Here is a 24,446-nt window from a genome sequence, read left to right as displayed (position 1 = left end):
TAGCCTCAAAATGCGCATCAAACTACCCGGTGTTCCTGCCCTCGGTGTTTATCTGGCACTGTCGTGCCTCTTTGCTGCCGCATGGTTCGCCTCCCCGGCCAACACGCACTCCTCCTTTGCTTTGATGAAGCCCGTGCTGGCCGTGGCCGATCAAGTCGCCAAGCCCATTTATACCAGCCGCTTCGCCTCCTCCGGGCTCGTCGACTTCGTGCATTCCTCCGCCGTAACAGCCTTGCCTGACGGTAGCCTGATGACAGCCTGGTTCGCCGGCAGCCGTGAAGGCGCAGCCGATGTGCAGGTGCGTGCCGCCCGCTTCGACGCGAAAACCGGTGAATGGGGCGCCGAACAGGTATTGGCGACTCGGGATTCGACCCAACAGGGCACCCAAAAATACATTCGCAAGCTGGGTAATCCAGTCATCGCACTCGCGCCGGACAATCGCCTGTGGCTGTTCTACGTCTCCGTGTCCATGGGTGGCTGGGCCGGGAGTGCGGTCAACGTGATGGTTTCCGACGACTTCGGTGAACATTGGTCTGCACCGCGCCAACTGATCACGTCGCCCTTTCTGAACATCAGCACCCTGGTCCGCTCGGCGCCGGTGTTTCATGCCGACGGTTCCATCGGTCTACCGGTCTACCACGAATTCCTGGGCAAGTTCGCCGAGTACCTGTACTTGAGCGCTGACGGCAATGTGATCGACAAGTACCGCATCAGCCACGGCAAGAACTCATTGCAACCTACCGTGGTGCCGCTGGACGGGCAGCGCGGCATCGCCTTGTTGCGTTATGCGGGCAACACCCACCACCGTGTTCTGGCGGCCCGCACTGAAGATGCCGGGCAAACGTGGAGTGAACCGTATCCGCTCGAGCCCTGGAATCCGAATTCCTCGCTGGCGGCCGTCGCGACTCCTGAGCACGGTTTGCTGGTAGCCCTCAACGACCTGCAAGAGGGGCGTTTCAAGCTTAGCCTTTATGGCACCGACGCAAAAATGGACGATTGGCGCTCGTTGAGTGAGTTGGACAAATCACCTGATCCGGAGGGGGACCCGTTCTCACCCGAGGCCTATAAGGAAATCATCGGCAATGAGTTCCGCGGTTCCAGTGGAGCGCTGCGCGAACCGCTGGCGGCGCAATTTCTGGACAACCTCGATAACCGCGTCTGCAAAAGCAAAGGGTGCGAGTTTGAATATGAATACCCCTACTTCATCCGTAGTCCGGACGGCATGTATCACTTGGTTTATTCCTGGAACAACACGTTCATCAAGCACGTCAGCTTCAACGAAGCGTGGCTGTCCGAGCGTCTCAAATGATTAACCTGTGGCAATCCCATGTCAGCTTCGCGATGATCAGCTTCCTGCTGCTGCCGTCTTTCGGTTTGAACAGGGGCTGGCGAATCGCTCTGCTGGTCGCCTTGCTGGCTGCCAGTTTCATACCGTTGGACGGGTTGTCGCTGGCCGTGTATTTGCGCAGCCACATTGACGACCTGGCGATCACAACGCTGATATTCATGGCATGGGGTTGTCTGCGGCGGCTGGGCTTCTTGCCGCCGGCGCAGCAGGATAAAACCTGCGTACTGATCATATTCGCCGCGTTGGCCCTGCTGCTCTACCCGGCAACCCTGGGTTTGAGTGATCTGGACCCTTATCGATTTGGCTACAGCCCGCGTCCGATGCTGATTGTCTTCGCCCTGCTGACATTGGGTCTGTTTTACCTGCGCAACGGTCTGGCCGTCGTGATGCTGGCCGGCGCGACCCTGACCTTCATCGCCGGGATCAAACCTTCGCAAAACTATTGGGATTACCTGGTTGATCCGCTATTGGGCCTGTATTGCTGCGCGGCACTGGTGCTGCTTTTCACGCGCTGGACGTATGGCTGCCTGAACAAGCGACGCGGCTCTGTGCGCAACCGAACTGCTTGAGACTCAAAGACACTTTTAACAGGGGAACATGGATGGGTTGGCTGCATTCGAGACGTTTGCACTATTGGCTGGGCGCAACTGCGATTCTGTTTGTGCTGTTTGCGCTGCTACGGGTGGTGTTCTTTTTCGGCTTTTCCGGATTCGACGCCAAAGCCCTGATTGAACAAGATGCCGTTCTGGAAACCTTGGGCATCGGCTTTCGTTTCGATCTGCGCCTGGCCATCCTGGTGATGCTGCCGCTGGCTCTACTGGCCTCGATTCCTCGCTGGAACCTTGTCGGCAACCGCCTGCTTCGCCGGATCGCACGCGTGTATATCGTGCTGGCGCTGGGTGCCCTGCTGCTGGTCTATATCATCGATTTCGGGCATTACGCGTACCTGGGCGTGAGGATCAATGCCACCGTCCTGCGCTTCATCGAGGATGCACAAATATCCCGTGACATGGTCTGGCAAACCTACCCGGTTGTCTGGATTACCCTGGGTTGGCTGGCAACGGTCGCGTTGGTGACACTGGCGCTGGTACGTCTGGAACGTGTGACGCTGGACCGCCCCCACAAGCCGATTCACCCGCTCTCCGCTACCTGGGGTGGTGCGGTGATGCTCGTGGTGGTGTTGCTGGGCATTTTAGGTCGTGTCGAACACATGAACCTGGAAAACCCTGTGCCGTTACGCTGGAGTGATGCCTTCTTCTCGGGCAATAACCACATTGCCGCGCTGGGTCTGAACCCGGTGATTTTCCTCTACGACACGGTCAAGGTCGGCCAGTCGCGCTATGACGAAGCGCAAGTGCGCGAACACTACCCGGTCATGGCCAACTACCTGGGCGTCGACAAGCCCGACGCGCAAACCCTCAATTTCGTTCGCCATCAGGCACCACAACCCTACAAAGTAACGGGTTCCCGGCCGCCGAACGTGATGTTCGTCATGCTCGAATCGCTGGGCACCAGCGCCGTCGGTGCCTACGGCAACCCGATCAATCCGACACCCAATCTCGATCGCCTGGCGACGCAGAGCTGGTTCTTCGAACACTTCTATGTTCCGGTGACGGGGACCGCTAAAACCGTCTGGGCCAGCATTACCGGGGTTCCGGATGTCACGCGCCAGGAAACGGCAACGCGCAACCCGCTGATCACCAAACAACACTCCGTGGTCAACGCCTTCACCGGCTACGAGAAGATTTACACCATCGGCGGCAACTCCGGCTGGGCCAACATGAATGCCCTGATTCGGCAAAGCATCGACGGCGTTCGCCTGTTCGAAGAGCGCGACTGGAAATCCCCGGTGGTGGATGTCTGGGGGATTTCCGACCTGGACCTGTTCAAGGAAACCGACCGCATCCTGCAAGCGCTGCCCAAGGACAAACCGTTCTTTGCGTATGTGCAGACGGCCGGTAACCATCGCCCCTTCACCATTCCCAAGACCAATGACGGATTCGAGGTCAAGCACCCTACCCTCGAGGAAGTCCAGGCCGCAGGATCGCGCAGTGTCGAGCAATACAATGCCGTGCGCCTGCTGGATTTCAACATCGGGCGTTTGATGGAAATCGCCAAGGCTGGCGGCTACTACGACAACACCATTTTCGTGCTGTTTGGCGACCACAACACTCGTATCGCCCAGATCCCCTACTTGGCCCCGGCCTACGAGCAACTGGGCCTGGAAAGCAATGCCGTGCCGATGATCATCCACGCCCCGGGCTTGCTCGGGACGCGCAAGGTCGAGGAAGCGGTTGGTCTGGTGGACTTGCTGCCAACCGTGGCGGGCATGGCCGGTCTTGAGTTCCGCAACGGCGGCATGGGCCGTGATATCCAGCAGCCTGCGCCCGAAGGTGAGCGTGTGGTACCGCTGGTATTGCGTGAGGGAACGTTCCCGTTGATTGCCGGCGTGACGCAGCATTACATGGTCCAAATGGAGCACGACGGCAGCTCGCCATCGCTCCACGACCTGGCCTCGAAGACGCCGCTGGACAACGTGGCTGAGCAAAACCCTGAAGAGTTCAAGCGTCTGGTGCAGTTGACCCGCGCCATGCATGAGACCTCAAGGTTGATGCTGTATCAGAACGTGCGCGAGTAACGACCAGTACCAACGCGGCCGGGGTGATAGGATCGTCCAGATCTGCTGACCGCCCGGTCGCTTGGCCGGGACATTCCGACAGCGCTACGAACATCTGCATTTCTTGAACCTGAAAGGCCCCGGCACTTTGCAGTGTCCGGGGCCTTTGGCGTTGTTTTGAATCAGTCAGGCTTTTCAGAATTCCTGAACGGTCGGACGCAGCACCACTTCACTGATATCCACTTGCGCGGGTTGTTCGATTGCGTAGGCAATTGCTCGTGCAACAGAGTCCGCCGGGATAGCTTGCTTGTAGAACTCTTTCACGTTGTTCGCCGACGCTTCGTCCGCGCTGCCGTACTTGAGCTCCGAGTCCACCGCGCCGGGGGAAATCAAGGTCGTGCGGATGTTGCCGCCGACTTCCATGCGCAGGCCTTCGGTGATCGCCCGTACCGCGTACTTGGTGCCGCTGTAGACCGTGCCGCCCGGCGCGAACACCTTGATCCCGGCCACCGAGGCGATGTTGATGATGTGCCCGCTGTTTTGCTGTTGCATGTGAGGCAACGCCGCGGCGATGCCATAGAGCACACCTTTGATGTTGATGTCGATCATCCGGTCCCACTCATCCGTGCGCCCCTGAGCCATGGGTGCAATCGCCATCAGGCCGGAGTTGTTGACCATCACGTCGATGCGGCCGAACTGTTCGACCGTGGCCGCGACGAGCGCTTGCACTTGCGCCTGCACCGTGACATCGGTCGCGACGGCCAGCGCCTCGCCACCGGCGGCACGAATTTCTTCGGCAATCGCTTGCAACCGCTCTTCACGCCGCGCTGCCAATACGACCTTGGCGCCGCGAGCGGCCAGGTGACGGGCGGTGCTTTCGCCCAGTCCGCTGCTGGCGCCAGTGATAACCACAACTTTGCCGCTGATGTTGTTGCTCATGTTGATCTCCATACACCTGGAAAAGAGCAGAACGATTTCTGCATGGCCGGAGTATGGAAAAAAGCTTTAGTGAAATGAATGGAATAGATAGGATTTCGGAATTCCATAAAAAGGAACAATCCCATGCTCAATCGCACCGAACTGCTCCGCATATTCTGCTGCGCGGCTGAATCAGGCAGCTTTCGCGAAGCGGCCAATTCCCTGGGCATCTCACCGCAGGCTGTGACCCGCGCGATCAAAGAGCTCGAAGGCATGTTTGGCGAGCCCTTGTTCCATCGCAACACCCGCCAGGTGCAGATCAGTGCGTTCGGTGAGCGCCTGGCGGAACAGGCGCGTCCGGCGTTGAGCGGCATCGAGCAATTGTTCAGTCAACACAGTCGCGCCCGCGCTCAGGAATTGAAAGGTCGCGTGCGAATCACCGTGACGCAGTCTATCGGCCACCGCCTATTGGTGCCGTTGCTGGCTCCGCTGCTGCGCGAACATCCTGAAATCGAACTGGATCTGCGTCTGAACGATGTAATGGTGGACGCCGTCGACGAGAAAATCGACATAGGCATCCGCATCGGTTTTGTCCGCGACCGCAGCTACATTGCCCGCGTGATCGCGCCCATCGGCTTGCAAGTCGTGGCGACGCCGGAGCTGGTGCAACGCTGTGGCATGCCCACCAGCCCACTCGATCTGCAACGCCTGCCGTTATCCGCGCTCGTCGACCGTAACAACGGCCGCATCTGGCCCTGGTACTTTGCCGATGAGCAACAGTTCGTACCCAGTCAACCAGCCTTTACCTGCGACGATCAGGAAGTCGAGTGCGACGCTGTCCTCTCAGGCCTGTGCATCTCCCAGCTTCCCGACCATCTGATCACCGCTCACCTTGCCAGCGGACGACTGATCGCTCTGCTGCCGCACTGCGCACCTGTTCCGTTGGAGTTGTTCATCTACCGCCCCCAACGCGGCCCGGTGCCTGCGCGGGTACGTCTGGTATATGACTATCTGGCCCAATACCTGAAGGATGTTTTTGGTGAGACCGATCATGCGCGGACTGCGCGTTAACCGCATGCAGGGCGATGATTTGGGTTATTCGCCTGTTTACTTGCAGCGTTCGGCAAAAAAACAAAATTGCCATGTGCTCACTTCGTTCTTCCATACGTCGCAGTGTTCACTGCCCGTTCCTATACGTCTGGAGAATTCTCAATGCCCTCGCCCAACTCCCTGCCCGCCGCGCTGCTGGGTCTGGCCCTTGTCTGTCCGGCCGTGACCGAAGCCCAGAGCCTGGAGCTGGGGCAAGTGCTGATCGGCGCAGAGGAGCAGAGCGACGAAGACCGGACGATCGAGGACGCCAAGGCGCGACTGGCCCAGGTGCCCGGTGGCACCAACGTGGTCGACATGCGCCGCCCGCTGCAAGGTCGCGTGGCCAGCAATCAGGACGTATTGGCTTATCAACCAGGGGTCTATGCCCAGTCGGCGGGCAATGAAGGGGTGAAGATTTCGATCCGCGGATCGGGGATCAACCGGGCACCGGGTGCCCATGCCTCGGGGCTGTACGCCATGCTCGACGGTCTGCCGCTGACCGGCCCCGGCGGCACGCCCTATGAATTGCTGGAGCCGCTGTGGCTCGACCATGTGGAAGTGCTGCGCGGCGCCAACGGTTTCGATCGCGGCGCACTAGCCCTGGGCGGCGCCATCGATTACATCAGCCACACCGGCTACGACGCACCGACATTGCAAGTGCGCTACGCGACAGGCAGCCACGGCTATCAGCAGCGCCAGGTCAGCTCCGGGCAGGTGTTGGGCGATTTCGATTACTACGTGTCGACGACCGATTCAAATGCCGATGGCTATCAGGATCACACGGCCAGCGACAGCCAGGGCGTGATCGCCAACTTCGGTTATCGCTTCAACCCGAACCTGGAAACACGCTTCTACCTGCGCTACCGCCAGACCGACAACGACCTCGCCGGTCGAGTGACCAAACACTCCATCGAGCACGACCCACGTGCGGCCAACCCGGCCTACGTGACGCGGGACGACAGCCGTGAACAGCCGGGCAGTACCTTCATCGGCAACAAGACCACCTGGTACATCGATGACGATTCGAGCATCCAGACCGGCCTTGTCTACCACGACTACCCGATGGACTTGCGCGAAGGCCCCAACCGCCTGAAAGTGGCGTACACGGATGTCAGCGGCACGTTCGACTACAAGCGTCGCGACACCCTGTGGGGACTGCAAAGCCAAAGCACGGTCGGCCTGCGGGTGACCAAGCACCTGCCCAATGACGGCGCCAGTGAACTGGTGCGCATCTCCACCGGCAACACCGCCGGCTACGCGCCGGGCACGCACATGCGCAACTTCACCTATCAAGGCTCGGATTCCGTTCTGCACGTGGGCAATGATCTGGAAATCGCCGACGACCTGTGGCTGACCACCGGCCTTGCGGCCATCTACACCCGCCGCGAAAGTGCGGTGACGTATCCGGACGGAGGCGGCAAGACCAGCCTGGGCGACTGGGACTACGCACCGCGGCTGGGCCTGCGCTACCAGGTGACACCCGACCTGCAACTCTTCGGTAACCTCAGTCGCTCGGTCGAGGCGCCGCACCCGTGGTCGCTGATTTACAGCGCCAACCAGCGCTTCCCGGCAGGCAGCGGCGCCGCCACCGGCACCCAGCGTGATCCGATCGAGCTGAAAAACCAGACGGCGACCACGCTGGAAATCGGCGGCCGTGGCGACAGCGCACTGGGACAATGGAGCCTGGCCTGGTATTACGCCCAAGTGCACAACGAACTGCTCTCGGTGTTGCCCGATGCCAACGCCGTCACCCCCTACGAACTCAACGCCAGCCCCACCGTGCACCAAGGCGTGGAAGCCAGCCTGCAAAGCAACCTGTGGTCGCCGGGCGATGGCGGCCAGTTGAGCCTGCGCCAGAGCTATACCTTCAGTGACTTCCACTACCGCGACGACGACCACTTCGGCGACAACCGCTTGCCGGGCCTGCCAATGCACTACTACCAGGGTGAGTTGCGCTACGACTGGACCCAAGGCTTCTTCGTCGCGCTCAATACGCAACTGGTGTCCAAAGTGGCGGTGGATTACGCCAACAGCTACTACGCCGATCCCTACGCAATATTCGGCGCCACCCTGGGCTACAACGCGCCCAAGGGTGACTGGCAAACGTGGCTGGACATGCGCAACCTGACCGACAAGCACTATGCCGCCACCGTCACCCCGGGTTACGACGACAAAGGGCTGGACGCGGCACGGTCTACGCCGGGTGAAGGAATGGCCATGTATGTCGGAGTGTCGTGGAGTCTGCTCTGAGGCGTGGGTGATGACGGGTGCTCCCGTCGTTCACGCAATCACTTTTGCATACACGGATCGGTCGATGTTCCCGCCGGAGAGAATCACCGCCACCTGTCTTCCCGACATCGCTTCACGCTCTTGAATCAGCGCTGCCAGGGCCGCCGCACCGGCCCCTTCAGCGAGGTTGTGGGTATCGGTGTAATACACGCGCATAGCCTCGGCGATCTGCGCCTCATTGACCGATACGATCCGCGCCGCACCGGCCGCATAGACGGCAAAGGCTTCAGGAATCGGCCGGCGTACGGCAAGGCCGTCAGCAAAGGTATTCGCCGAGGGGGTTTCACAAATGGCGCCTGCCTCGAACGACAGTTTCGCGGCCGCCGCCTCGGTGGAAACCACACCCACCACTTCGGTTTTCAGGCCCAACGCGTCGCGGGCGGCGATCACCGCGCAAATGCCCGATCCACAGCCAATCGGCACGTAGACGGTGTCCAGGTCCGGTGCCGCGTTGAACAGTTCCAGCGCATAGGTCGCCACGCCTTTGACCAGTTCCGTATGAAACGGCGGAACCAGATAGAGCCCATGCGCTTGCGCCAGGCGTGCGGCCTCTTCGCGAGCCTCGTCGAAATCACGACCGTACTCCACCACTTCGCCGCCGAAGCCGCGCATGGCGTTGTTCTTTTCCAGCGAATTTCCTTGCGGAACGACAATCAGCGCCTGCAAACCAAGCGCGCTTGCCGCCAGCGCCAGACTCTGCCCATGGTTGCCACGTGTGGCCGTGACAATGCCCTTCACCTCTGGATGCTCGCGTTTGAGCCAGTGCATGAAGGTAATACCGCCGCGTACCTTGAAAGCGCCGGTCGGTGTGTGGTTCTCATGCTTGACCCACACCGTGCAACCCAACCGTTCAGCCAGCAAGGGCCAACGGTATTGGGCGGTGGCAGGCATCACCTGGTAAACCTGGTGGGCAGCCTGTTCGATATCGTCGCGATTCAGACGGTGCATGAGGAGTCTCCCTGTGATTTTGCCCAGTGTAGGCACGGTCAGCGCCTCATGGCTTTCAGAAAACTGACCTGACTTTTATGCCGCGTCTTCACTATGATGCGGTTCATGAGCCATCGAAATCGCCTGCTTCTGCCGCCCCCATCCGAACCGGTCCGCCGGGTCGAGGCCGGCCCATGGGCGATTGAATTGTTGCCGGGCGCCGCGTACGAAACCCGATACGTAGCGACCCAGTCGGCGATTGGCTTTGCTTTCGATAGGCAGCGCGGCCTGCATGCTATCGGCAGCGACCGAATACAACCCTTCGATGCCGTGCCCAACAGCCTGGCATTCGTCCCCACCGGGTGTGACGTATTGTCCGAGTCGCCCAAGGGCGGTGAATACCTGCGGGTGATCCGTACCGATGGTATGGCGCTGGAGGGAAATCGCCCTTTCAACAATCAAATCGATCAACAGGCGACCGCCCTCGCCCTGCGAATACGCAGCGCGCTGTTGCGGGGTTCGGTGGACGACGATTGGGAGGCCTGGGCGCTCGCACTGGCTGAACGGGCGCAGCTTAACGAAGCGCTGCCGGCACCGTTCCAGGGTTCGATAACCGCCGGCCGGATGCGCCTGCTTGATGAGTTCATCGACGCGGGCCTCGACGGCCCGCTGGGTGTTCCGGCGATGGCGCAGTTGCTGGGTTTGTCCGAAGGATATTTCATGCGGGCATTTAAGAACACGACAGGCATGAGCCCGCACGGTTACCTGATCGACCGGCGCCTCGCCAAGGCGCGTGCACTGATGCGCGACTCGGCCGCCACGCTGACGGAGATCGCGCACACCTGCGGCTTTAACTCCCACGCGCACATGGCGACGGTCTTTAAGCAACGCCTTGGCGTCAGTCCTGCGCAGTTACGCTCGCGGTTCAGTTAGCAGCGTGGGCAAGGGTCGACAGCTTCCCATCCACGACCTTATTGCCACCACTGTCCCACCCTCCTCCCAGCGCCTTATAGATCGCAACAATCCCGCGGTACTGATCGATTTCACCCTGGGCCTGGGCATCCTCGGCATTCAAGCGCTCACGCTCGGCATCGAGCAACACCAGATAATCAACCGATCCCTCCCGATACTGGATACCCGCCAGATCCGCCGCTGCGCGGCTCGATTCGCTTTGCTTGATCAGCGACAGCAGGCGTTGTTGGCGTTTGCCGTAGTCGCTGAAGGCATTCTCCGACTCTTCCAGTGCCAACAGCACTTGCTGTTCGTAGGTGGCCAAAGCGCCTTCGGCGTCAGCATTGGCGCCACGGATGCGGGCGCGCACGCTGCCCAGATCGAAGGCCGCCCAGGTGATGCTCGGGCCCAGGCTCCAGGCGCGCGCGGCGCTGGAACCGATTTGCGAACCGCGCCCGGCGGTGAAGCCAAGGAAGCCGCTCAAGCTGACCCGAGGAAACAGGTCGGCTGTGGCCACGCCGACATCCGCCGTCGCGGACGCCAGCCTGCGCTCCGCCGCCAGTACATCCGGCCGACGGTGCAACAACTCGCCCGGATCACCGATCGGCAGCGCCTTGGCGATCGCCGGTAAATCCGCCGGGCTCAAAGACACGCTCAATTGATCCGGACGCTCTCCCAGCAAGGTCGCGATGCGATTCTTCTGCCGAACCTGTTCCGCTTGCAGCTGCGGCACGCTCGCCTCGACCGCAGCCAGACGCGCGTCGGCACGCACCACATCGAGTTCGTTACCCACGCCTGCATCACGCAGGCTGACGGTGACTGCGCGTGAATCGCTTTGGTTTTTCAGATTGGCCAGGGCAATTTTTTCCCGCAATTGCGCCCCGCGCAGTTGCCCGTAGGCATCCACCAATTCAGCGATCATGGTCACTCGCAACTGATAGAGATCCGCCGCCGCGGCGTCTTCCAGCGCATCACTCGACTCGAGCTGACGCTGGATGCGGCCGAACAGGTCGATTTCCCAGGCCATGTCCAACCCCAGGTCATAGCGTTCCAGATTCACCCGGCTCTCGGTTTGACCGGGCACCTGCGAACGACCTTGCTGGCTGCTGACGCGACTGGTGACCACCGGCAGATTGTCGTTGCTGATGTCATCGCGTATCGCCCGGGCCGCTTTCCAGCGGGCAAACGCCACGCGCAGGTCGCGGTTACCCTCAAGGGATTTACTCACCAACTGATTGAGCGTGGGATCGTCGAACTGCTGCCACCACACCCGTTCAAAATGCGACTGGTCATAGTTGGACGCCTTGGCGTAAACACTGTTTGCCGGTGCAGTATCGGGGGTTTTGAAATCAGGTCCGACCGTGCACGCGGCCAGCGCCGTCACCAGGAGGCTGGGTAGAAAGAACTTCAGAGCATTCATGGTTGCACCTCCAGTTTCAGTGCGTTGGCTTGCTTGCGCGCTTGCTTGCGTTCGATGTAGCGGCGGATCAGAACGAAGAACACCGGTGTCAGCAGCAGGCCGAAGAAGGTCACGCCGAGCATCCCGGAGAACACCGCCACACCCATCGCACGACGCATTTCCGAACCGGCACCGGTGGACGTCACCAACGGCACCACGCCCATGATGAACGCGAACGAAGTCATCAGGATCGGCCGCAGACGCATGCGGCAAGCATCGAGAACGGCGTCCAGCGGCGACAGCCCTTGCTCCTGTTTGTCCTTGGCAAACTCAACGATCAGGATCGCGTTCTTGCACGCCAGACCGACCAGTACGATCAGGCCGATCTGGGTGAAGATGTTGTTGTCGCCCTTGGAAAGGATGACCCCGGCAATCGCCGAAAGCAGGGTCATCGGCACGATCAGGATCACCGCCAACGGCAGGCTCCAGCTCTCGTACAACGCCGCCAGCACCAGGAACGCCAACAGCACGCAGAGCGGGAACACCAGCAACGCCGTGTTGCCGGACAGGATCTGTTGATAGGTCAGGTCGGTCCATTCGTAGGTCATGCCGTTGGGCAATTCTTCCTTGAGCAGCTTTTCAATCGCAGCCTCTGCTTGACCGGAGCTATAGCCTGGCGCCGCACTGCCGTTGATTTCGGCGGTGACGAAACCGTTGTAGTGCGAAACCCGGTCCGGCCCCGACGTCGGGCTGACCTTGACGAAGGTCGCCAGCGGGATCATCTCGCCGCGATCATTGCGCACCTTCAACTGACCGATCTGCTCCGGCTCCTGGCGAAACTGTTGCTCGGCCTGCACGTTGACCTGATAGGTCCGGCCAAAACGGTTGAAGTCGTTGGCGTACAGCGACCCCAGATACACCTGCAAAGTGTCGAAGATGTCGTTGATGGCCACACCGTGAGTCTTGGCTTTCTCGCGGTCTATCGCCGCTTCCACCTGTGGCACGTTGACGGTGTAGCTGGTGAACAGATTCGCCAGCTCCGGAACGCTGCGACTCTTGGTAATGATGTTCATGGTTTCTTTGTACAGCTCGTCGTATCCGAGGTTACCCCGGTCTTCGATCTGCAAACGGAAACCGCCGATGGTGCCCAAGCCTTGCACGGGCGGTGGCGGGAACACCGCAATGTAGGCGTCCTGAATGCTGCCGAACTTGGCGTTCAGCGAAGCGGAAATCGCCCCGGCGGACAGGCTTGGGTCCTTGCGCTCATCGAATGGGCGCAAACCGATGAAGGCGATACCGGCGTTCGGGCTGTTGGTGAAGCCATTGATCGACAGGCCGGGGAACGCCACGGCGCTGTCGAAACCCGGTTCGTTCATGGCGATGGTGCTCATGCGCCGGATCACCGACTCGGTGCGATCAAGGCTCGCTGCATCCGGCAATTGCGCGAAGGTCACCAGATACTTTTTGTCCTGGGTCGGCACAAAACCGGTCGGCGTGTTGCTGAAGCCCATGTAGGTCATGGCGATCAGGCCGGCATAAACCAGCAAGGCCACGCTGCTGCCACGAATGATCCTGGCCACGGCAACCACATAGCCATGGCTGGCCTTTTCGAAGAAGCGGTTGAAGGGCTTGAACAGCCAGCCGCCGAACAACTTGTCCAACACCTTGGAGAAACGGTCTTTCGGCGCGCCGTGGGCTTTGAGCAATACCGCCGCCAACGCTGGCGACAGGGTCAGGGAGTTGAAGGCCGAGATCACTGTCGAGATGGCAATGGTCAGCGCGAACTGTTTATAGAACTGTCCGGTGAGGCCGGAGATGAACGCCGCAGGGACGAACACCGCGCACAGCACCAGCGCCGTGGCGATGATCGGCCCGGTCACTTCGCCCATGGCTTTCTTGGTCGCCTCGGCCGGTTCGAGGCCGGATTCGATATTGCGCTCGACGTTCTCCACCACCACGATCGCATCGTCGACCACGATGCCGATCGCCAGCACCAGACCGAACAGCGACAGTGCGTTGAGTGAGAACCCGAGCAGGTGCATCACCGCAAAAGTGCCGATCAGCGACACCGGAACCGCGACCAATGGAATGATCGAGGCGCGCCAGGTTTGCAGGAACAGGATCACCACCAGCACCACCAGAATCAGCGCTTCGAACAGGGTGTGAACCACCGCTTCAATCGAGCTGCGCACGAAGATGGTCGGGTCGTAGACGATCTCGTAGTCCATGCCTTCCGGGAAGTTTTTCTTCAGCTCGGCCATCTTCGCCCGCACCTGGTCGGAGATGTCGATGGCATTCGAACCGGGGCGCTGGAAGATCGGCATGGCCACCGCTTCCTGGTTGTTGAGCAAGGCGCGCAGCGCATATTGGTTGGAACCCAACTCGACCCGGGCAATGTCTTTGAGGCGGGTAATCTCGCCGTTCGGGCCACTGCGGATGATCACGTTTTCGAACTCTTCCTCGGTGACCAATCGCCCTTGAGAGTTGATCGACATCTGGAAGCTGGTGGCATTCGGCGCGGGCGGCGAACCCAGTTGCCCCGCAGCGACCTGGCGGTTCTGCTCGCGCACCGCATTGACCACGTCGGTGGCAGTCAGGTTACGCGAGGCAGTCTTGTCCGGGTCGAGCCAGATTCGCAGCGAGTAGTCACCGATACCGAACATCTTCACGTCGCCGATACCGTCCAGACGCGACAGCTCATCCTTGACGTTGAGGATCGCGTAGTTGGACAGGTAGAGCATGTCATAGCGCTTGTCTGGCGAGATCAGGTGCACCAGCAACGTCAGTTCCGGCGAGGCCTTATCGACAGTGATGCCGATGCGCGTCACCTCCTCCGGCAACTTCGGCTCGGTCCGGGTCACGCGGTTTTGCACCTGGACCTGAGCGTTATCCAGATCGGTACCCAGGGCGAAGGTGACGGTGAGGGTCAAGCGACCATCCGCCGTCGACTGCGAGGACATGTACAGCATGTTCTCGACGCCAGTAATCGCCTGCTCCAGCGGCGCGGCCACGGTTTCACCGATGACCTTGGGGTTGGCGCCCGGATAGTTGGCGTGCACCACCACGGTCGGCGGCACCACTTCGGGGTATTCGCTGATCGGCAACTGGAACAGCGAGATGGCGCCGGCGATCAGGATCAGCAGCGACAGCACGGCTGCGAAGATCGGTCGCGTGATAAAGAACTGGGAAAATTTCATGTCGATGGCCCTTATCCGCGAGGAGAGACAGCCGCATCCGCTTTCACCAGAGCCGGTGATTTCACGGGTGCAGGATGATTACCGGCCTCGATCGCTTGACGTTGACGGGTCAATGTCGCGACGGTTTCCGGGTCGGCCATGGGGGCATCCTGAGGTGCGACTACGGCGCCGGGGCGTACCCGTTGCAGGCCGTTGATGACGATGCGGTCCTCCTTCTGCAAACCACTGCGCACGATGCGCAAGCCTTCGAGCTTCGGCCCGAGATCAACGTTGCGGTACACCGCCTTGTTGTCCTGATCGATCACCAGCACGAACTTCTTGCCAAGGTCAGTACCCACCGCCTCGTCCTTGATCAGCAGCCCGGCATAAGCGGCGCTGCCCACCAGTTTCAGCCGGGCGTAAAGGCCGGGGGTGTATTGGCCGTCGGTGTTATCGAACACCGCGCGTCCACGGATGGTGCCGGTCTTGGGATTGACCTGGTTATCGACAAAGTTCATCTGCCCCAGATGGCTGTTGCCCTCCTCGTTCGACAGGCCCATGTATACCGGGGTGGTCTGACCGCGCTGGCCGTTGCGCGACAGTTGGCTGTACTTGAGGAACAGGCGTTCGTCAGCATCAAAGTAGGCGTAGACCTTGTCGGTGGAGACGACGCTGGTCAGCGGCGTGGTGTCCGCAGTGACGATGTTGCCGGCGGTGATTTCCGCACGGCTGACGCGACCGGTGATCGGCGCGGTGACGCGGGTAAAACTGAGGTTCAGGCGTGCAAGATCGAGCTGCGCCTGAATGGCATCGACTCCGGCCTTGGCCTCTTGCGCGGTGGTCGTGCGGGTGTCGGCCAGCTCGGCGGAAATCGCGTTGCTGCCGAGCAAACGCTGCCCGCGCTGCGCTTCATTGGCGGTGCGAACCAGCGTGGCCCGGGCTTGTTGCAGCTGGGCCTGGAACCGTTCGACTTCGTGTTCGAACGGCCGCGGATCGATCTGGAACAACAAATCCCCTTTCTTCACCAACGCACCGTCGGTGAAGGCGACACGTTCAATCTGGCCCGACACACGAGGACGGATCTCAACGGTTTCCGGCGCCTCCAGCCGTGCGGTCACTTCGTCCCATTCGGTGATGGGTTGCTCGATCACCTGGGCGACGGTGACAGGTGGCGCCCCCGGCCCCTTGGCCACCTCCGGTGCACGATCACAAGCGGTGAGCAGCGTGAGGGCCAGTGCGGCCATCGGGTAACGAAAAGGTTTGAGTGACTGTTCCATAAGGGGTGTCCGCCAGACGGTTGAGAAGTTTGCGGAGTCTCGGCCTCGCGCGAAGCCGCGACGAATCGAATGCAGTGAACTTGGGTATTACTATTAATGATGAGCGTCATGTATTAGGACAAAAAAAAGGAAATTCGTCCCTTCACGTCCGCGAATCAGCGATCGCATGGCATACCGAATCCAGCGCCGGCCCCAGAAGTTGCGCGACCCACAACGCCCGCGGTGTCGGCTCCATCGCCCGGCCCGTGCGTGTGAACAAGGGATCATTGAACAGCCCGCGCAAACGGCTGAGGGCATTACTGACCGCCGGTTGTTTCAGCGCAAGCTTGTGCGCCGCCCGGGTGACGTTGCGCTCCTGGAACAGCGCTTCGAACACCACCAACAGGTTCAGGTCGATGTTGCGCAATTCGTTTCTTTTCATGATTCAGGCCCGCCAGATAAGGTCCACGAGGCATTTGCGCAGACAATATATTACGACCATAATCATTACAAGCCTTCAGGCGACGACTTGCTTGTAGTCAGCCTCACCGGAGGTGGTTCAAGACCTCCGATAATGCCCGGTCATTACACTGACGTTTGCACCACCGCCGCTTCCCGGCCCTTGAACGCGAGGGAGAAACAGAAAAAGATCAACAGCGCAAAACCTGCCGGGAACAGCCAGATGTGCTTCCAGTCATGGCTGCCCGCTGTCGCGGCGTAATGATCGGTCACCTGCCCCGCCACCCAGAATCCGATCAGCATTCCCAGGCCGTAGGTCGCCAACGTAATCAAACCCTGGGCCGAACTTCTGAAACGCTCCGAAGCCTTGGCGTCGGTGTAGATCTGTCCGGACACGAAGAAAAAGTCGTAGCAGATGCCGTGCAAGGCGATGCCGGTGAACAGCATGAACGCCAGGTCACCGTTGTTGCCGTAAGCGAACAACAGATAGCGCAACGCCCACGCGAGCATGCCCACCAAGAGCGCAAGCTTGATGCCGAAACGGTGGATGAACAGCGGCAAAAGCAGCATGAACAGCACTTCAGAAACCTGCCCGATGGCCATCTTCGCCGTGGGATTGGTCACGCCGATTTCCGCCAGGAACGGGTTGGCGTTCTGGTAATAAAACGCCAGTGGAATGCAGATCAGAATCGAGGCAATGAAGAACAACAGATAGCTGCGATCCTTGAGCAATCCCAGCGCATCCAGCCCCAACATTTGCTTGAGGCCGACACGTCCCGCTTCCGGTTTCAGTGGCGCGGTGCGCGGTAGCGTGAAGCTGTAGAACCCCAGCAGCAGCGAAGCGATGGCCGACATCAGGAAGGTATTGCGCAACCCGCCAGAGGAAATCGCCGCCTGAGAGTCCCAGGCAAACACAAAACTGATGACCACGCCGGCCACGATCCAGCCAATGGTGCCCCACACGCGAATGCGCGAGAACTCCAGTGCCGGATCGCTCATTTGACGAAACGCGACCGAGTTCACCAGCGCCAGGGTCGGCATGTAAATCATCATGTACGCCAGCACGAACGGGTAAAACGTGCTGAAGTCCGGCGCGCGATAGAGTTGATACAGCAACACCGCGCCCAGCAGATGCAACACCGCAAGGATGCGCTCGGCATTGAAGAAACGGTCTGCGATCAAACCAATCACGAAAGGGGCAATGATCGCCCCCCAGGACTGGGTCGAAAACGCCATGCCGATCTGCCCGCCACTGGCGCCCAGGTTGCTGGCAAGGAACGTACCGAGGGTGACGAACCAGCCACCCCAGATAAAGAACTGCAGGAACATCATTGCGCTTAATCGCGCGGTCATCGTGTTCATAACTGTCACCGTCTTATTGTTGTTTTTTTGCGAGCGTTTGAAGCGATCAGGCGTCGGGCAAGCCCAGCAATCGTCGATTGAATTTTTCATCAGACGACACGCTGGCAAAATCATCGAAGGCCTTGCGGGTCTTGGTGATCATGTGTCGCTCGATAAACGCGGCACCTTCGGCGGCGCCCTGCGCGGAGTCCTTCAAGCAGCATTCCCACTCCAGCACGGCCCAACCGGTGAAGTCGTATTGGGTCAGCTTGCTGAAGATCGACTTGAAGTCGATCTGACCGTCGCCCAACGAACGGAAACGCCCCGGCCGCTCGACCCAGCCTTGATAGCCGCCATACACCCCGGAACGCGCATCCGGGCGGAACTCGGCATCCTTGACGTGGAACATGCGGATGCGGTCGTGATAGCGGTCGATGAAGCCCAGGTAGTCCATTTGCTGCAGCAGCAGATGGCTCGGGTCGTAGAGGATGGCGGCGCGGGGATGGTGATCGACCGCCTCGAGAAAGCGCTCGAACGAGGCGCCGTCATGCAGGTCTTCGCCGGGGTGGATTTCGTAGCACAGGTCGACACCGGCCGCTTCGAAGCAGTCGAGAATCGGCAACCAGCGCTTGGCCAGTTCGGCAAAACCCTGCTCGACCAAACCGGCCGGACGCTGCGGCCATGGGTACATGAAGGGCCAGAGCAGTGCACCGGAAAATGTCGCGTGCGCCTTCAAGCCCAGGCGTTGACTGGCGCGCGCGGCGAGTTTCAACTGGTCAATGGCCCATGCGGTGCGCGCCTGCGGCTGGCCGCGCAAATGCTCCGGCGCGAAGTCATCGAACAGTGTGTCGAACGCCGGATGCACCGCCACCAATTGGCCTTGCAGATGGGTCGACAGTTCGCTGATCTCGACACCGGCCTCGGCGCAGACGGCTTTCAATTCGTCGCAATAACTCTGGCTTTCGGCAGCACGGGCCAGGTCGATGAATGGCGTCCCCAGCGTCGGCAATTGAATGGCCTTGTAACCCTGGGAGGCCGCCCAGCGGGCGATGTTGGCCAAGGTATCGAACGGCGCTTCGGCGGACATGAACTGCGCGAGGAAAATCCCCGGGCCGCGCATGCCGGCAGTGGATTGAGCGGTATTGGTCACGGGATTCTCCAGAGTCATGGGGCGCAGACCAGTTCGGTCCACTTGGCGTCGCCGCAATGGTTGGCGATGACCGTTTCGATGAATGCCATGCCACGCAGACCGACGCCGATGCCCGGCACGCCGGGAGCATCAGGGCCCGCAACGTCGGCGCGAATCGCATTGGCCAATTCGCCGTAAAGATTGGCCATCGCTTCGAGATAGCCTTCAGGATGCCCGGCGGGCAGACGCATGCGCTGGCTGGCGGCCTCGCACAACCACGGCTGGCCGACGCCGGACCGCAAGACGCGCAGGGGTTGATCGAGGGCGCGATGAATCAGGCTGGCCGGCTCTTCCTGACGCCACTCCAGCCCGCCCTTGTCGCCGTAGACGCGGATTTTCAGCGGGTTCTCTTCACCTGCGCAGACCTGGCTGGCGATCAGCACGCCACTGGCGCCATCGGCCATCTTGAACAGCATCGAGGCATCATCGTCCAACTGCCGACCGTCAATGTGCACACCCAACATGGCGCACAACTGCTTGATCGGTTGATCGGCAACAAACTCGGCCAGGGAAAAGGCATGGGTGCCGATGTCACCGATGCAACCGCCCAACCCGGACTGTTCGGGCAAATCACGCCACGCCGCCTGCTTGTTGCCCTGCCCGGCCACGTCCTGACTGAGCCAGCCCTGGGGGTACTCGACGATCACCTTGCGCACAGCGCCGATCACGCCGCTGCGCACCATCTCCCGTGCCTGCCAGACCATTGGGTAACCCAGATAGGTGTGGGCCAGGCCGTAGAGACGATTGCTGCGCTCGACCACCGCTTTCAGGGCTAGCAACTCGCCCAGATTCAGCGCCGCTGGTTTTTCGCTGAACACATGAAAACCGGCGCTCAGGGCCTCGCTGGCCACCGGCGCGTGCAAATGATTGGGGGTAACGATGACCACCAACTCCATGCGCTGCTCGGCGGGCAAGGCGCGCTCGGTTTCGATCATTTGCCGCCAATCGCTGTAGCAACGCGACGCCGACAAGCCCAGCGCCGCACCGGTGCTCTGGTTGTTTTGGGCATCACGGCTGAATGCGCCGCACACCAGTTCGAAGCGCCCATCGAGCCCTGCGGCTTGACGATGGGCCTTGGCGATGAAGGCCCCTTCGCCACCTCCGACAAATCCCGTTCTTATTTTTGGCACGGCAGCGTTCATTGCATTTTTTCTCTGTTTGGACTGGAATCCGGTCATGATGTAACCGGTTACATCGTGGCGGAAATTTAGGCTCAGTTGCCTGAAGTGTCAAACCCCGGTTTAACCTCCACGAACATTTCAGCCCATGGCCGACCTGCGGTAAGCTCGCCGGCCGCGCTGTTCGAAAACGAGGTGGTCTTGTCCAATATCCGTGAAGTCGCCCGGCTCGCCGGTGTCTCGGTGGCCACCGTGTCCCGAACACTGAAGACGCCCGAGCGCGTACTCCCCGAAACCCGCGACAAGGTCAACGCCGCCGTGGAGCAGGCAGGCTATCGCCCGAACCTGATGGCCGTGCAGTTTCGCTCGCGCAGGACCGGTAACCTGGTGATTCTGGTGCCGGCCATCGCCAACACCTTTTTCGCCCGGGTCATCAGTGGCGCACAACAAGCGGCCCAGGCTGCCAACTATCGCCTGCTGCTGTGCGACACCCAGGGTCGCGAGGAAATCGAACGGGAATTCGCCGAGCTGGTGTACAACCATCAGGCCGACGGCGTGATCCAGTTGCGCGCTTACGATCCGTTCGAAGCGCCCTTCCCCAGTGCCGAACTGCCGCCCATCGTCAACGCCTGTGAGGTGATTCAGGGCGGTCGCCATCCGACCATCAGCCTCGACAACCGTGCCGCTGCCAAGGCCATGACCGAACACCTGATCGAACTCGGCCACCGCCGCATCGGCCTGATCAAAGGCCCGAAAAGCAGCCCGCTGACCCGCGACCGCGTGGCCGGTTATCAGGACGCCTTGCAGCACGCCGGCATTGCCTGCGACCCGGTCCTGATCTGTCACGGTGACTTCAGCCTCAACGCCGGTTATGACGGTGCCGCGGCGATGCTGAAACTGGCCGAACGCCCTACGGCACTGTTTTGCGAAAACGATGAGATGGCCATCGGTGCGTTGAAGCAGATCAAGCAATCGGGATTGCGCGTCCCGGAGGATATTTCGCTGGTGGGGTTCGACGACATCCCTTTCGCCGCCTACTGCGAGCCGCCGCTGACGACCATCGCGCAACCGGCCGAAGTCTTCGGCCAGAAAGCCGTCGAGATGTTGATTGCGCTGATCGAGAAGAAGCCGCTGGCACAGCGGCATGTGGTGTTGCCGTTCGAGTTGACGTTGCGCAACAGCACCGCGGCGCGAAAATAAATCACCTGTGGGAGCGTGCACGCTCGCTCCCACAGGTTCAGGTCAATCGCGGAATTGCGTCAATTGCTGGCTCAGCGACCCCGCCTGATCACGCAATTGCACCGACTGTTCGAGCAGGCTGCGGATCGCGTGATCGTTCTGCTCGGAGATGCGGCTGACGCCCTGGATTGCCACCGACAGTTGCTCACCGGTCGCTGCCTGGCTTTGCGTCTGACGGGCGACCTCACTGATGCGCGTCAGAATATCCTGGGCATGCTGGCGGATCTGATCCACACCCTCGGCCGATGTGGTCAGTTGCACCACGCCCTGACGCACCGCCTCACCGACCTGCTGAACGTTGGCCACGGTGTTGCGCACGTCCGAACCGATGGCGCCGATCATCTCGCCGATTTCCCCGGTCGAGCGACTGGTACGCTCCGCCAGTTGCCGCACCTCATCGGCCACCACGGCAAAACCACGCCCCTGCTCCCCCGCCCGCGCTGCTTCAATCGCCGCGTTGAGGGCCAGCAGATTGGTCTGATCGGCGATGCTGCGAATCACCGCGATGATCCCGGCGATCTGCTGTGAGCGTTTTTCCAGATCGCCCACCGCGCCGGCCACCACGTCCATGGTCTGGTCGATGTGGGTGATACCGGCGAGCGTCTGGCTCATGTCCCCGGAAATGTTCTTGGTCAACACTTCGGTGTTGCGTGCCAGTTGCTCCACATCTTCGGCTTGCTGGGACATCTCGGTCACCGAGTGCGCCAGTGCCGTCACGCCGCTGGCCATCTCTTCGGTAGCGGTGTGTTGCGAAGTTGCGCGTTCGGCGACAGCTTGCGTGGTATCGCCCAGGTGATTGGAAATCTGCATCAACGACGTGCTGCTGTGGCGAATCGAGCCCACCAGATCGCCAAGGCGTTGGATGAACTGGTTGAATGCCCCGGCCAACTTGCCGGTTTCATCGCCGCTGCGCTGTTCGAAACGCAACCCCAACTCGCCACCCCAGGCCTGGATGCCGACCGTCAGGCCCGACAACGGACGAATCTGCCACGCCAGCAAATGCCACAGCACGATGGCCAGGACCAACAACGCGACCAGTCCGATAATCACGGCGGTGTAGAGGAAATGATTGATGCCGGCCATGGCTTCGGCCAGCGGATAAGCGACCATCAACGCCCAGGTGTTCGGGGCTTTGCCGATGTGCACCGGTTGCAACACATAGCCCCAGCCATCGCGCTCAAAACTGTAGGGCTGGCCGGCCTTGATCGCGTCCTTCGCAGCGCCTGGCAATTCGTCGGCAGGCTGGGCTAAACGCTTGGCATCGGGATGACTGGCGTACAGGCCATCGCTGGAGATCAGCGCGCCGTAGCCTTTGAATGCGTCAATGGTCGAGAGCTGGCGGTTGATGCTTTCCAGCGGAATATCGACCCCTGCCACACCCTGGGCTTTACCCCCTTGCAACAGCGGCACCATGATCGATACCAGCATCACCTTCTGCCCACTTCCGATGCTGTAGGCGTAGGGTTCGGAAGCCCACGGCTGACGCGTATGGAACGGTCGGTAGTAATACTGGTTGTCGGCACTCTCCGGCACGTAACCGCTCAACGCCTCGGACTTCACTGAGCCACTGGCACGGTTCCAGTAAGTCAGGTAACGACCCGAGGCGTCATGATTCGGCTGATTGGCAAACTCGCTGTCCTTGCCATCGAACGCATTCGGTTCCCAATACTGCCCAAGGCCCAACAGCTTGGGGTTGGCTTCGAACAGTTGGCGTGTCAGGGCATCAGCGGTCTTGCGATCGACCTGTTGTTGCTGCATCGCAGTGGCGACACCAGCCAGGGATTCGGCCACGGTAAAACCGACGCTGAGTTCGACTTCGACTTCCTTGGCATTGGCCTTGACGATGGTGTCGACCAGGGCAAAGGTCTCTTTGACCGAGGAGCCATAAGCGATGTAGGCGATGGACCCTAACAGCAGCGCCATGACGACGACTGTGCCAATCAGTGCGGTCCAGAACAGCTTGAAGTGCAGTGAGCGACTAGGCATGAACATTCTCGAAGGTGCGATTCGTCAATCAGCAACAGACCACGCAAAAACAAGAGTGCCGCAGCCGTGCTGGCAGGTGATTTATAATTGATATTATTTGGCCACTATATCGAGACAAACGCCCCCGATGCAACACCATTGAACGTACGATCAGTTTTGAAAAAGGAAGGAAGAAAACCGGGAAGACCGTCGGCATCGGCACACGCGTTTGAGGTGTACCGATGCGGCGCAAACGTGCAGGTTAGACACCCGTCAAAGGCATTCCTGCGCGGCGCGCTCAAGCCTGGAAGGTCCGAATGTCGATGCCAATAAGGCGCGTTCATACAAGAACACCTTGCCCTTGTAGGCCTCGAGAACATCGTTGGCAGCGACCTTGCTCGTCACCACGATACGGTAGCTGCGCTGGGTTTCCGACACAGTCGTGTGCAGCGCGCCTTCATGCAGTTTCGGCAGAACGCACTGCGCGTAATCCTCAGGTGCTTTTTGCGTCTGCAAAGTCAGCGTGGGGTCGTTTGGCGTTGATGCACAACCTGCCAACAGCAAAGAAGCCAAGAGAGCCGATCGGGTAAAAATGTTCATCGCGCCGGTTCCACTAGAAGCGTTTCAGATGGGCGCGATTTTCCTTGTTTCCGGCAAGCAACAAAACTTGTGATCGGTGATGGTCACTATTACTCGAACGAATAGTAAACGTCAGGACGTAACGTGATCCGTAGCTGCTGCCGCAGGCCGCGTTCGGCTGCGCAGCAGTCGCAAACATGGTGCGCGATGCCACCGCCGCGTTCAAACCGGAAATGATGCACGCCGCCCACTGGCGCCAACGAAGTCCCGTAAGCGAGGGGACCATGCAAGCGCTCAATCCCGCGTTCAATCAGCTCATCGAGCCCGACTTCGCCTTCGGAGGCGTCGCGCAAGTGGACATGGCGGCGAACCTCGCCGACGAAGCGTTCGACTCTTACAGCCATACCTTACTGACTGAACGTGCAGCCTTCCTTGAACGCATCGCCGCCAATCTCGAGGCCGTCACCCCGGAGCTTGCTGCACGGGCCGCGATGGAAACAGGCCTGCCCGAGGCTCTGCGTGACCTCAATCCGCTCGGACTGCCGCGCAGCGTGGACGGTCAGTAAGCGCCAACGCAGGCCCGGCG

Annotated in this window: 17 protein-coding genes and 3 pseudogenes; 8 read left to right on the top strand and 12 right to left on the bottom strand. The window is 60.5% G+C overall.

Translation table 11 applies throughout. The features are described from left to right. Window positions 1–10: 10 nt before the first annotated feature. From ACNYC6_RS28620 to ACNYC6_RS28610, 3 genes are read left to right on the top strand one after another with little or no spacing between them, the layout of a single operon-like run. Window positions 11–1,309, top strand: a complete 1,299-nt coding sequence (locus ACNYC6_RS28620; protein WP_419713032.1) for a sialidase family protein — start codon at window positions 11–13, stop codon at window positions 1,307–1,309. Further along, window positions 1,306–1,917 (top strand): hypothetical protein, encoded by a 612-nt coding sequence (locus ACNYC6_RS28615; protein ID WP_419710242.1) that lies wholly within the window; start codon window positions 1,306–1,308, stop codon window positions 1,915–1,917. The genes ACNYC6_RS28620 and ACNYC6_RS28615 overlap by 4 nt, the downstream gene beginning before the upstream one ends. A gap of 32 nt (window positions 1,918–1,949) precedes the next feature. After that, complete coding sequence (locus ACNYC6_RS28610) at window positions 1,950–3,986, top strand: LTA synthase family protein (RefSeq protein ID WP_419710241.1); 2,037 nt, start codon at window positions 1,950–1,952, stop codon at window positions 3,984–3,986. Between the two features lie 174 nt (window positions 3,987–4,160). Here ACNYC6_RS28610 and ACNYC6_RS28605 read toward each other — a convergent pair whose 3' ends face one another. Next, complete coding sequence (locus ACNYC6_RS28605) at window positions 4,161–4,904, bottom strand: SDR family oxidoreductase (RefSeq protein ID WP_419710240.1); 744 nt, start codon at window positions 4,902–4,904, stop codon at window positions 4,161–4,163. A 123-nt stretch (window positions 4,905–5,027) separates the two neighbouring features. Here ACNYC6_RS28605 and ACNYC6_RS28600 point away from each other — a divergent pair, with 123 nt between their 5' ends. Together ACNYC6_RS28600 and ACNYC6_RS28595 are read left to right on the top strand one after the other, a co-directional pair. Then, window positions 5,028–5,954, top strand: a complete 927-nt coding sequence (locus ACNYC6_RS28600; protein WP_419710239.1) for a LysR family transcriptional regulator — start codon at window positions 5,028–5,030, stop codon at window positions 5,952–5,954. Between the two features lie 141 nt (window positions 5,955–6,095). Next, entirely contained in the window at window positions 6,096–8,222 is a 2,127-nt protein-coding gene (locus tag ACNYC6_RS28595) for a TonB-dependent receptor family protein (protein ID WP_419710238.1), read from the top strand. 30 nt (window positions 8,223–8,252) lie between these two features. Here the strand turns inward: ACNYC6_RS28595 and ACNYC6_RS28590 are convergent, their stop codons facing one another. Then, window positions 8,253–9,209 carry a threonine dehydratase gene (locus ACNYC6_RS28590; RefSeq protein ID WP_419710237.1) on the bottom strand — a complete coding sequence of 319 codons (957 nt, stop codon included), beginning with the start codon at window positions 9,207–9,209 and terminating at the stop codon, window positions 8,253–8,255. Window positions 9,210–9,305: 96 nt separating this feature from the next. On the opposite strand from ACNYC6_RS28590, the gene ACNYC6_RS28585 reads away from it, so the two are divergent. Next, entirely contained in the window at window positions 9,306–10,121 is an 816-nt protein-coding gene (locus ACNYC6_RS28585) for a helix-turn-helix transcriptional regulator (RefSeq protein ID WP_419713031.1), read from the top strand. Here ACNYC6_RS28585 and ACNYC6_RS28580 read toward each other — a convergent pair. The 7 genes from ACNYC6_RS28580 to ACNYC6_RS28550 all read right to left on the bottom strand — a co-directional run bounded on the left by ACNYC6_RS28580 (window position 10,114) and on the right by ACNYC6_RS28550 (window position 20,101). After that, window positions 10,114–11,559: an efflux transporter outer membrane subunit gene (locus ACNYC6_RS28580; RefSeq protein WP_419710236.1), complete on the bottom strand. Its 1,446-nt coding sequence runs from the start codon at window positions 11,557–11,559 to the stop codon at window positions 10,114–10,116. The two genes, ACNYC6_RS28585 and ACNYC6_RS28580, sit on opposite strands and share 8 nt — an antisense overlap. Beyond that, window positions 11,556–14,735 (bottom strand): efflux RND transporter permease subunit, encoded by a 3,180-nt coding sequence (locus ACNYC6_RS28575; RefSeq protein ID WP_419710235.1) that lies wholly within the window; start codon window positions 14,733–14,735, stop codon window positions 11,556–11,558. The genes ACNYC6_RS28580 and ACNYC6_RS28575 overlap by 4 nt, the downstream gene beginning before the upstream one ends. A gap of 11 nt (window positions 14,736–14,746) precedes the next feature. Then, window positions 14,747–15,991 (bottom strand): multidrug efflux RND transporter periplasmic adaptor subunit MexE, encoded by a 1,245-nt coding sequence (gene mexE, locus ACNYC6_RS28570; protein ID WP_419710234.1) that lies wholly within the window; start codon window positions 15,989–15,991, stop codon window positions 14,747–14,749. Between the two features lie 142 nt (window positions 15,992–16,133). Then, window positions 16,134–16,412: a LysR family transcriptional regulator gene (locus ACNYC6_RS28565; RefSeq protein WP_419710233.1), complete on the bottom strand. Its 279-nt coding sequence runs from the start codon at window positions 16,410–16,412 to the stop codon at window positions 16,134–16,136. A gap of 143 nt (window positions 16,413–16,555) precedes the next feature. Then, window positions 16,556–17,791, bottom strand: coding sequence for a nucleoside permease (locus ACNYC6_RS28560; RefSeq protein WP_419710232.1), 1,236 nt, complete (start codon window positions 17,789–17,791; stop codon window positions 16,556–16,558). A 46-nt stretch (window positions 17,792–17,837) separates the two neighbouring features. Then, a complete protein-coding gene (locus ACNYC6_RS28555) occupies window positions 17,838–18,938 on the bottom strand; it encodes a sugar phosphate isomerase/epimerase family protein (protein WP_419710231.1) in 1,101 nt (366 codons plus the stop codon). After that, window positions 18,935–20,101: a Gfo/Idh/MocA family protein gene (locus tag ACNYC6_RS28550; protein WP_419710230.1), complete on the bottom strand. Its 1,167-nt coding sequence runs from the start codon at window positions 20,099–20,101 to the stop codon at window positions 18,935–18,937. The genes ACNYC6_RS28555 and ACNYC6_RS28550 overlap by 4 nt, the downstream gene beginning before the upstream one ends. Before the next feature lie 177 nt (window positions 20,102–20,278). Between ACNYC6_RS28550 and ACNYC6_RS28545 the strand changes: the two genes are divergently transcribed. Beyond that, window positions 20,279–21,277: a LacI family DNA-binding transcriptional regulator gene (locus ACNYC6_RS28545; RefSeq protein ID WP_419710229.1), complete on the top strand. Its 999-nt coding sequence runs from the start codon at window positions 20,279–20,281 to the stop codon at window positions 21,275–21,277. Between the two features lie 42 nt (window positions 21,278–21,319). On the opposite strand, the pseudogene ACNYC6_RS28540 reads toward ACNYC6_RS28545, so the two are convergent. The 3 genes and pseudogenes from ACNYC6_RS28540 to ACNYC6_RS28530 form a co-directional block, all read right to left on the bottom strand. Further along, window positions 21,320–21,856: pseudogene (locus ACNYC6_RS28540) on the bottom strand (methyl-accepting chemotaxis protein); the annotation flags it as partial. Between the two features lie 372 nt (window positions 21,857–22,228). Further along, window positions 22,229–23,074: pseudogene (locus tag ACNYC6_RS28535) on the bottom strand (cache domain-containing protein); the annotation flags it as partial. A gap of 480 nt (window positions 23,075–23,554) precedes the next feature. Next, window positions 23,555–23,881, bottom strand: a complete 327-nt coding sequence (locus ACNYC6_RS28530; protein WP_419710228.1) for a hypothetical protein — start codon at window positions 23,879–23,881, stop codon at window positions 23,555–23,557. Between the two features lie 251 nt (window positions 23,882–24,132). Here ACNYC6_RS28530 and ACNYC6_RS28525 point away from each other — a divergent pair. Continuing rightward, window positions 24,133–24,375: pseudogene (locus tag ACNYC6_RS28525) on the top strand (aldehyde dehydrogenase family protein); the annotation flags it as partial. Window positions 24,376–24,446: the final 71 nt, after the last annotated feature.

Origin of the sequence: Pseudomonas sp. NFX224 (genome assembly GCF_048565165.1) — a bacterium.
Lineage (GTDB): Bacteria > Pseudomonadota > Gammaproteobacteria > Pseudomonadales > Pseudomonadaceae > Aquipseudomonas.
Note: the sequence above shows the minus strand (reverse complement) of the source record. Positions and strands in the feature narration are given on the sequence as shown.

Excerpts from the sequence above, each read along its gene's own strand:
- ACNYC6_RS28620 (WP_419713032.1), top strand. The coding sequence starts at position 11 with ATGCGCATCAAACTACCCGGTGTTCCTGCCCTCGGTGTTTATCTGGCA.
- ACNYC6_RS28615 (WP_419710242.1), top strand. The coding sequence starts at position 1,306 with ATGATTAACCTGTGGCAATCCCATGTCAGCTTCGCGATGATCAGCTTC.
- ACNYC6_RS28610 (WP_419710241.1), top strand. The coding sequence starts at position 1,950 with ATGGGTTGGCTGCATTCGAGACGTTTGCACTATTGGCTGGGCGCAACT.
- ACNYC6_RS28605 (WP_419710240.1), bottom strand. The coding sequence starts at position 4,904 with ATGAGCAACAACATCAGCGGCAAAGTTGTGGTTATCACTGGCGCCAGC.
- ACNYC6_RS28600 (WP_419710239.1), top strand. The coding sequence starts at position 5,028 with ATGCTCAATCGCACCGAACTGCTCCGCATATTCTGCTGCGCGGCTGAA.
- ACNYC6_RS28595 (WP_419710238.1), top strand. The coding sequence starts at position 6,096 with ATGCCCTCGCCCAACTCCCTGCCCGCCGCGCTGCTGGGTCTGGCCCTT.
- ACNYC6_RS28590 (WP_419710237.1), bottom strand. The coding sequence starts at position 9,209 with ATGCACCGTCTGAATCGCGACGATATCGAACAGGCTGCCCACCAGGTT.
- ACNYC6_RS28585 (WP_419713031.1), top strand. The coding sequence starts at position 9,306 with ATGCGGTTCATGAGCCATCGAAATCGCCTGCTTCTGCCGCCCCCATCC.
- ACNYC6_RS28580 (WP_419710236.1), bottom strand. The coding sequence starts at position 11,559 with ATGAATGCTCTGAAGTTCTTTCTACCCAGCCTCCTGGTGACGGCGCTG.
- ACNYC6_RS28575 (WP_419710235.1), bottom strand. The coding sequence starts at position 14,735 with ATGAAATTTTCCCAGTTCTTTATCACGCGACCGATCTTCGCAGCCGTG.
- mexE (WP_419710234.1), bottom strand. The coding sequence starts at position 15,991 with ATGGAACAGTCACTCAAACCTTTTCGTTACCCGATGGCCGCACTGGCC.
- ACNYC6_RS28565 (WP_419710233.1), bottom strand. The coding sequence starts at position 16,412 with ATGAAAAGAAACGAATTGCGCAACATCGACCTGAACCTGTTGGTGGTG.
- ACNYC6_RS28560 (WP_419710232.1), bottom strand. The coding sequence starts at position 17,791 with ATGAACACGATGACCGCGCGATTAAGCGCAATGATGTTCCTGCAGTTC.
- ACNYC6_RS28555 (WP_419710231.1), bottom strand. The coding sequence starts at position 18,938 with ATGACTCTGGAGAATCCCGTGACCAATACCGCTCAATCCACTGCCGGC.
- ACNYC6_RS28550 (WP_419710230.1), bottom strand. The coding sequence starts at position 20,101 with ATGAACGCTGCCGTGCCAAAAATAAGAACGGGATTTGTCGGAGGTGGC.
- ACNYC6_RS28530 (WP_419710228.1), bottom strand. The coding sequence starts at position 23,881 with ATGAACATTTTTACCCGATCGGCTCTCTTGGCTTCTTTGCTGTTGGCA.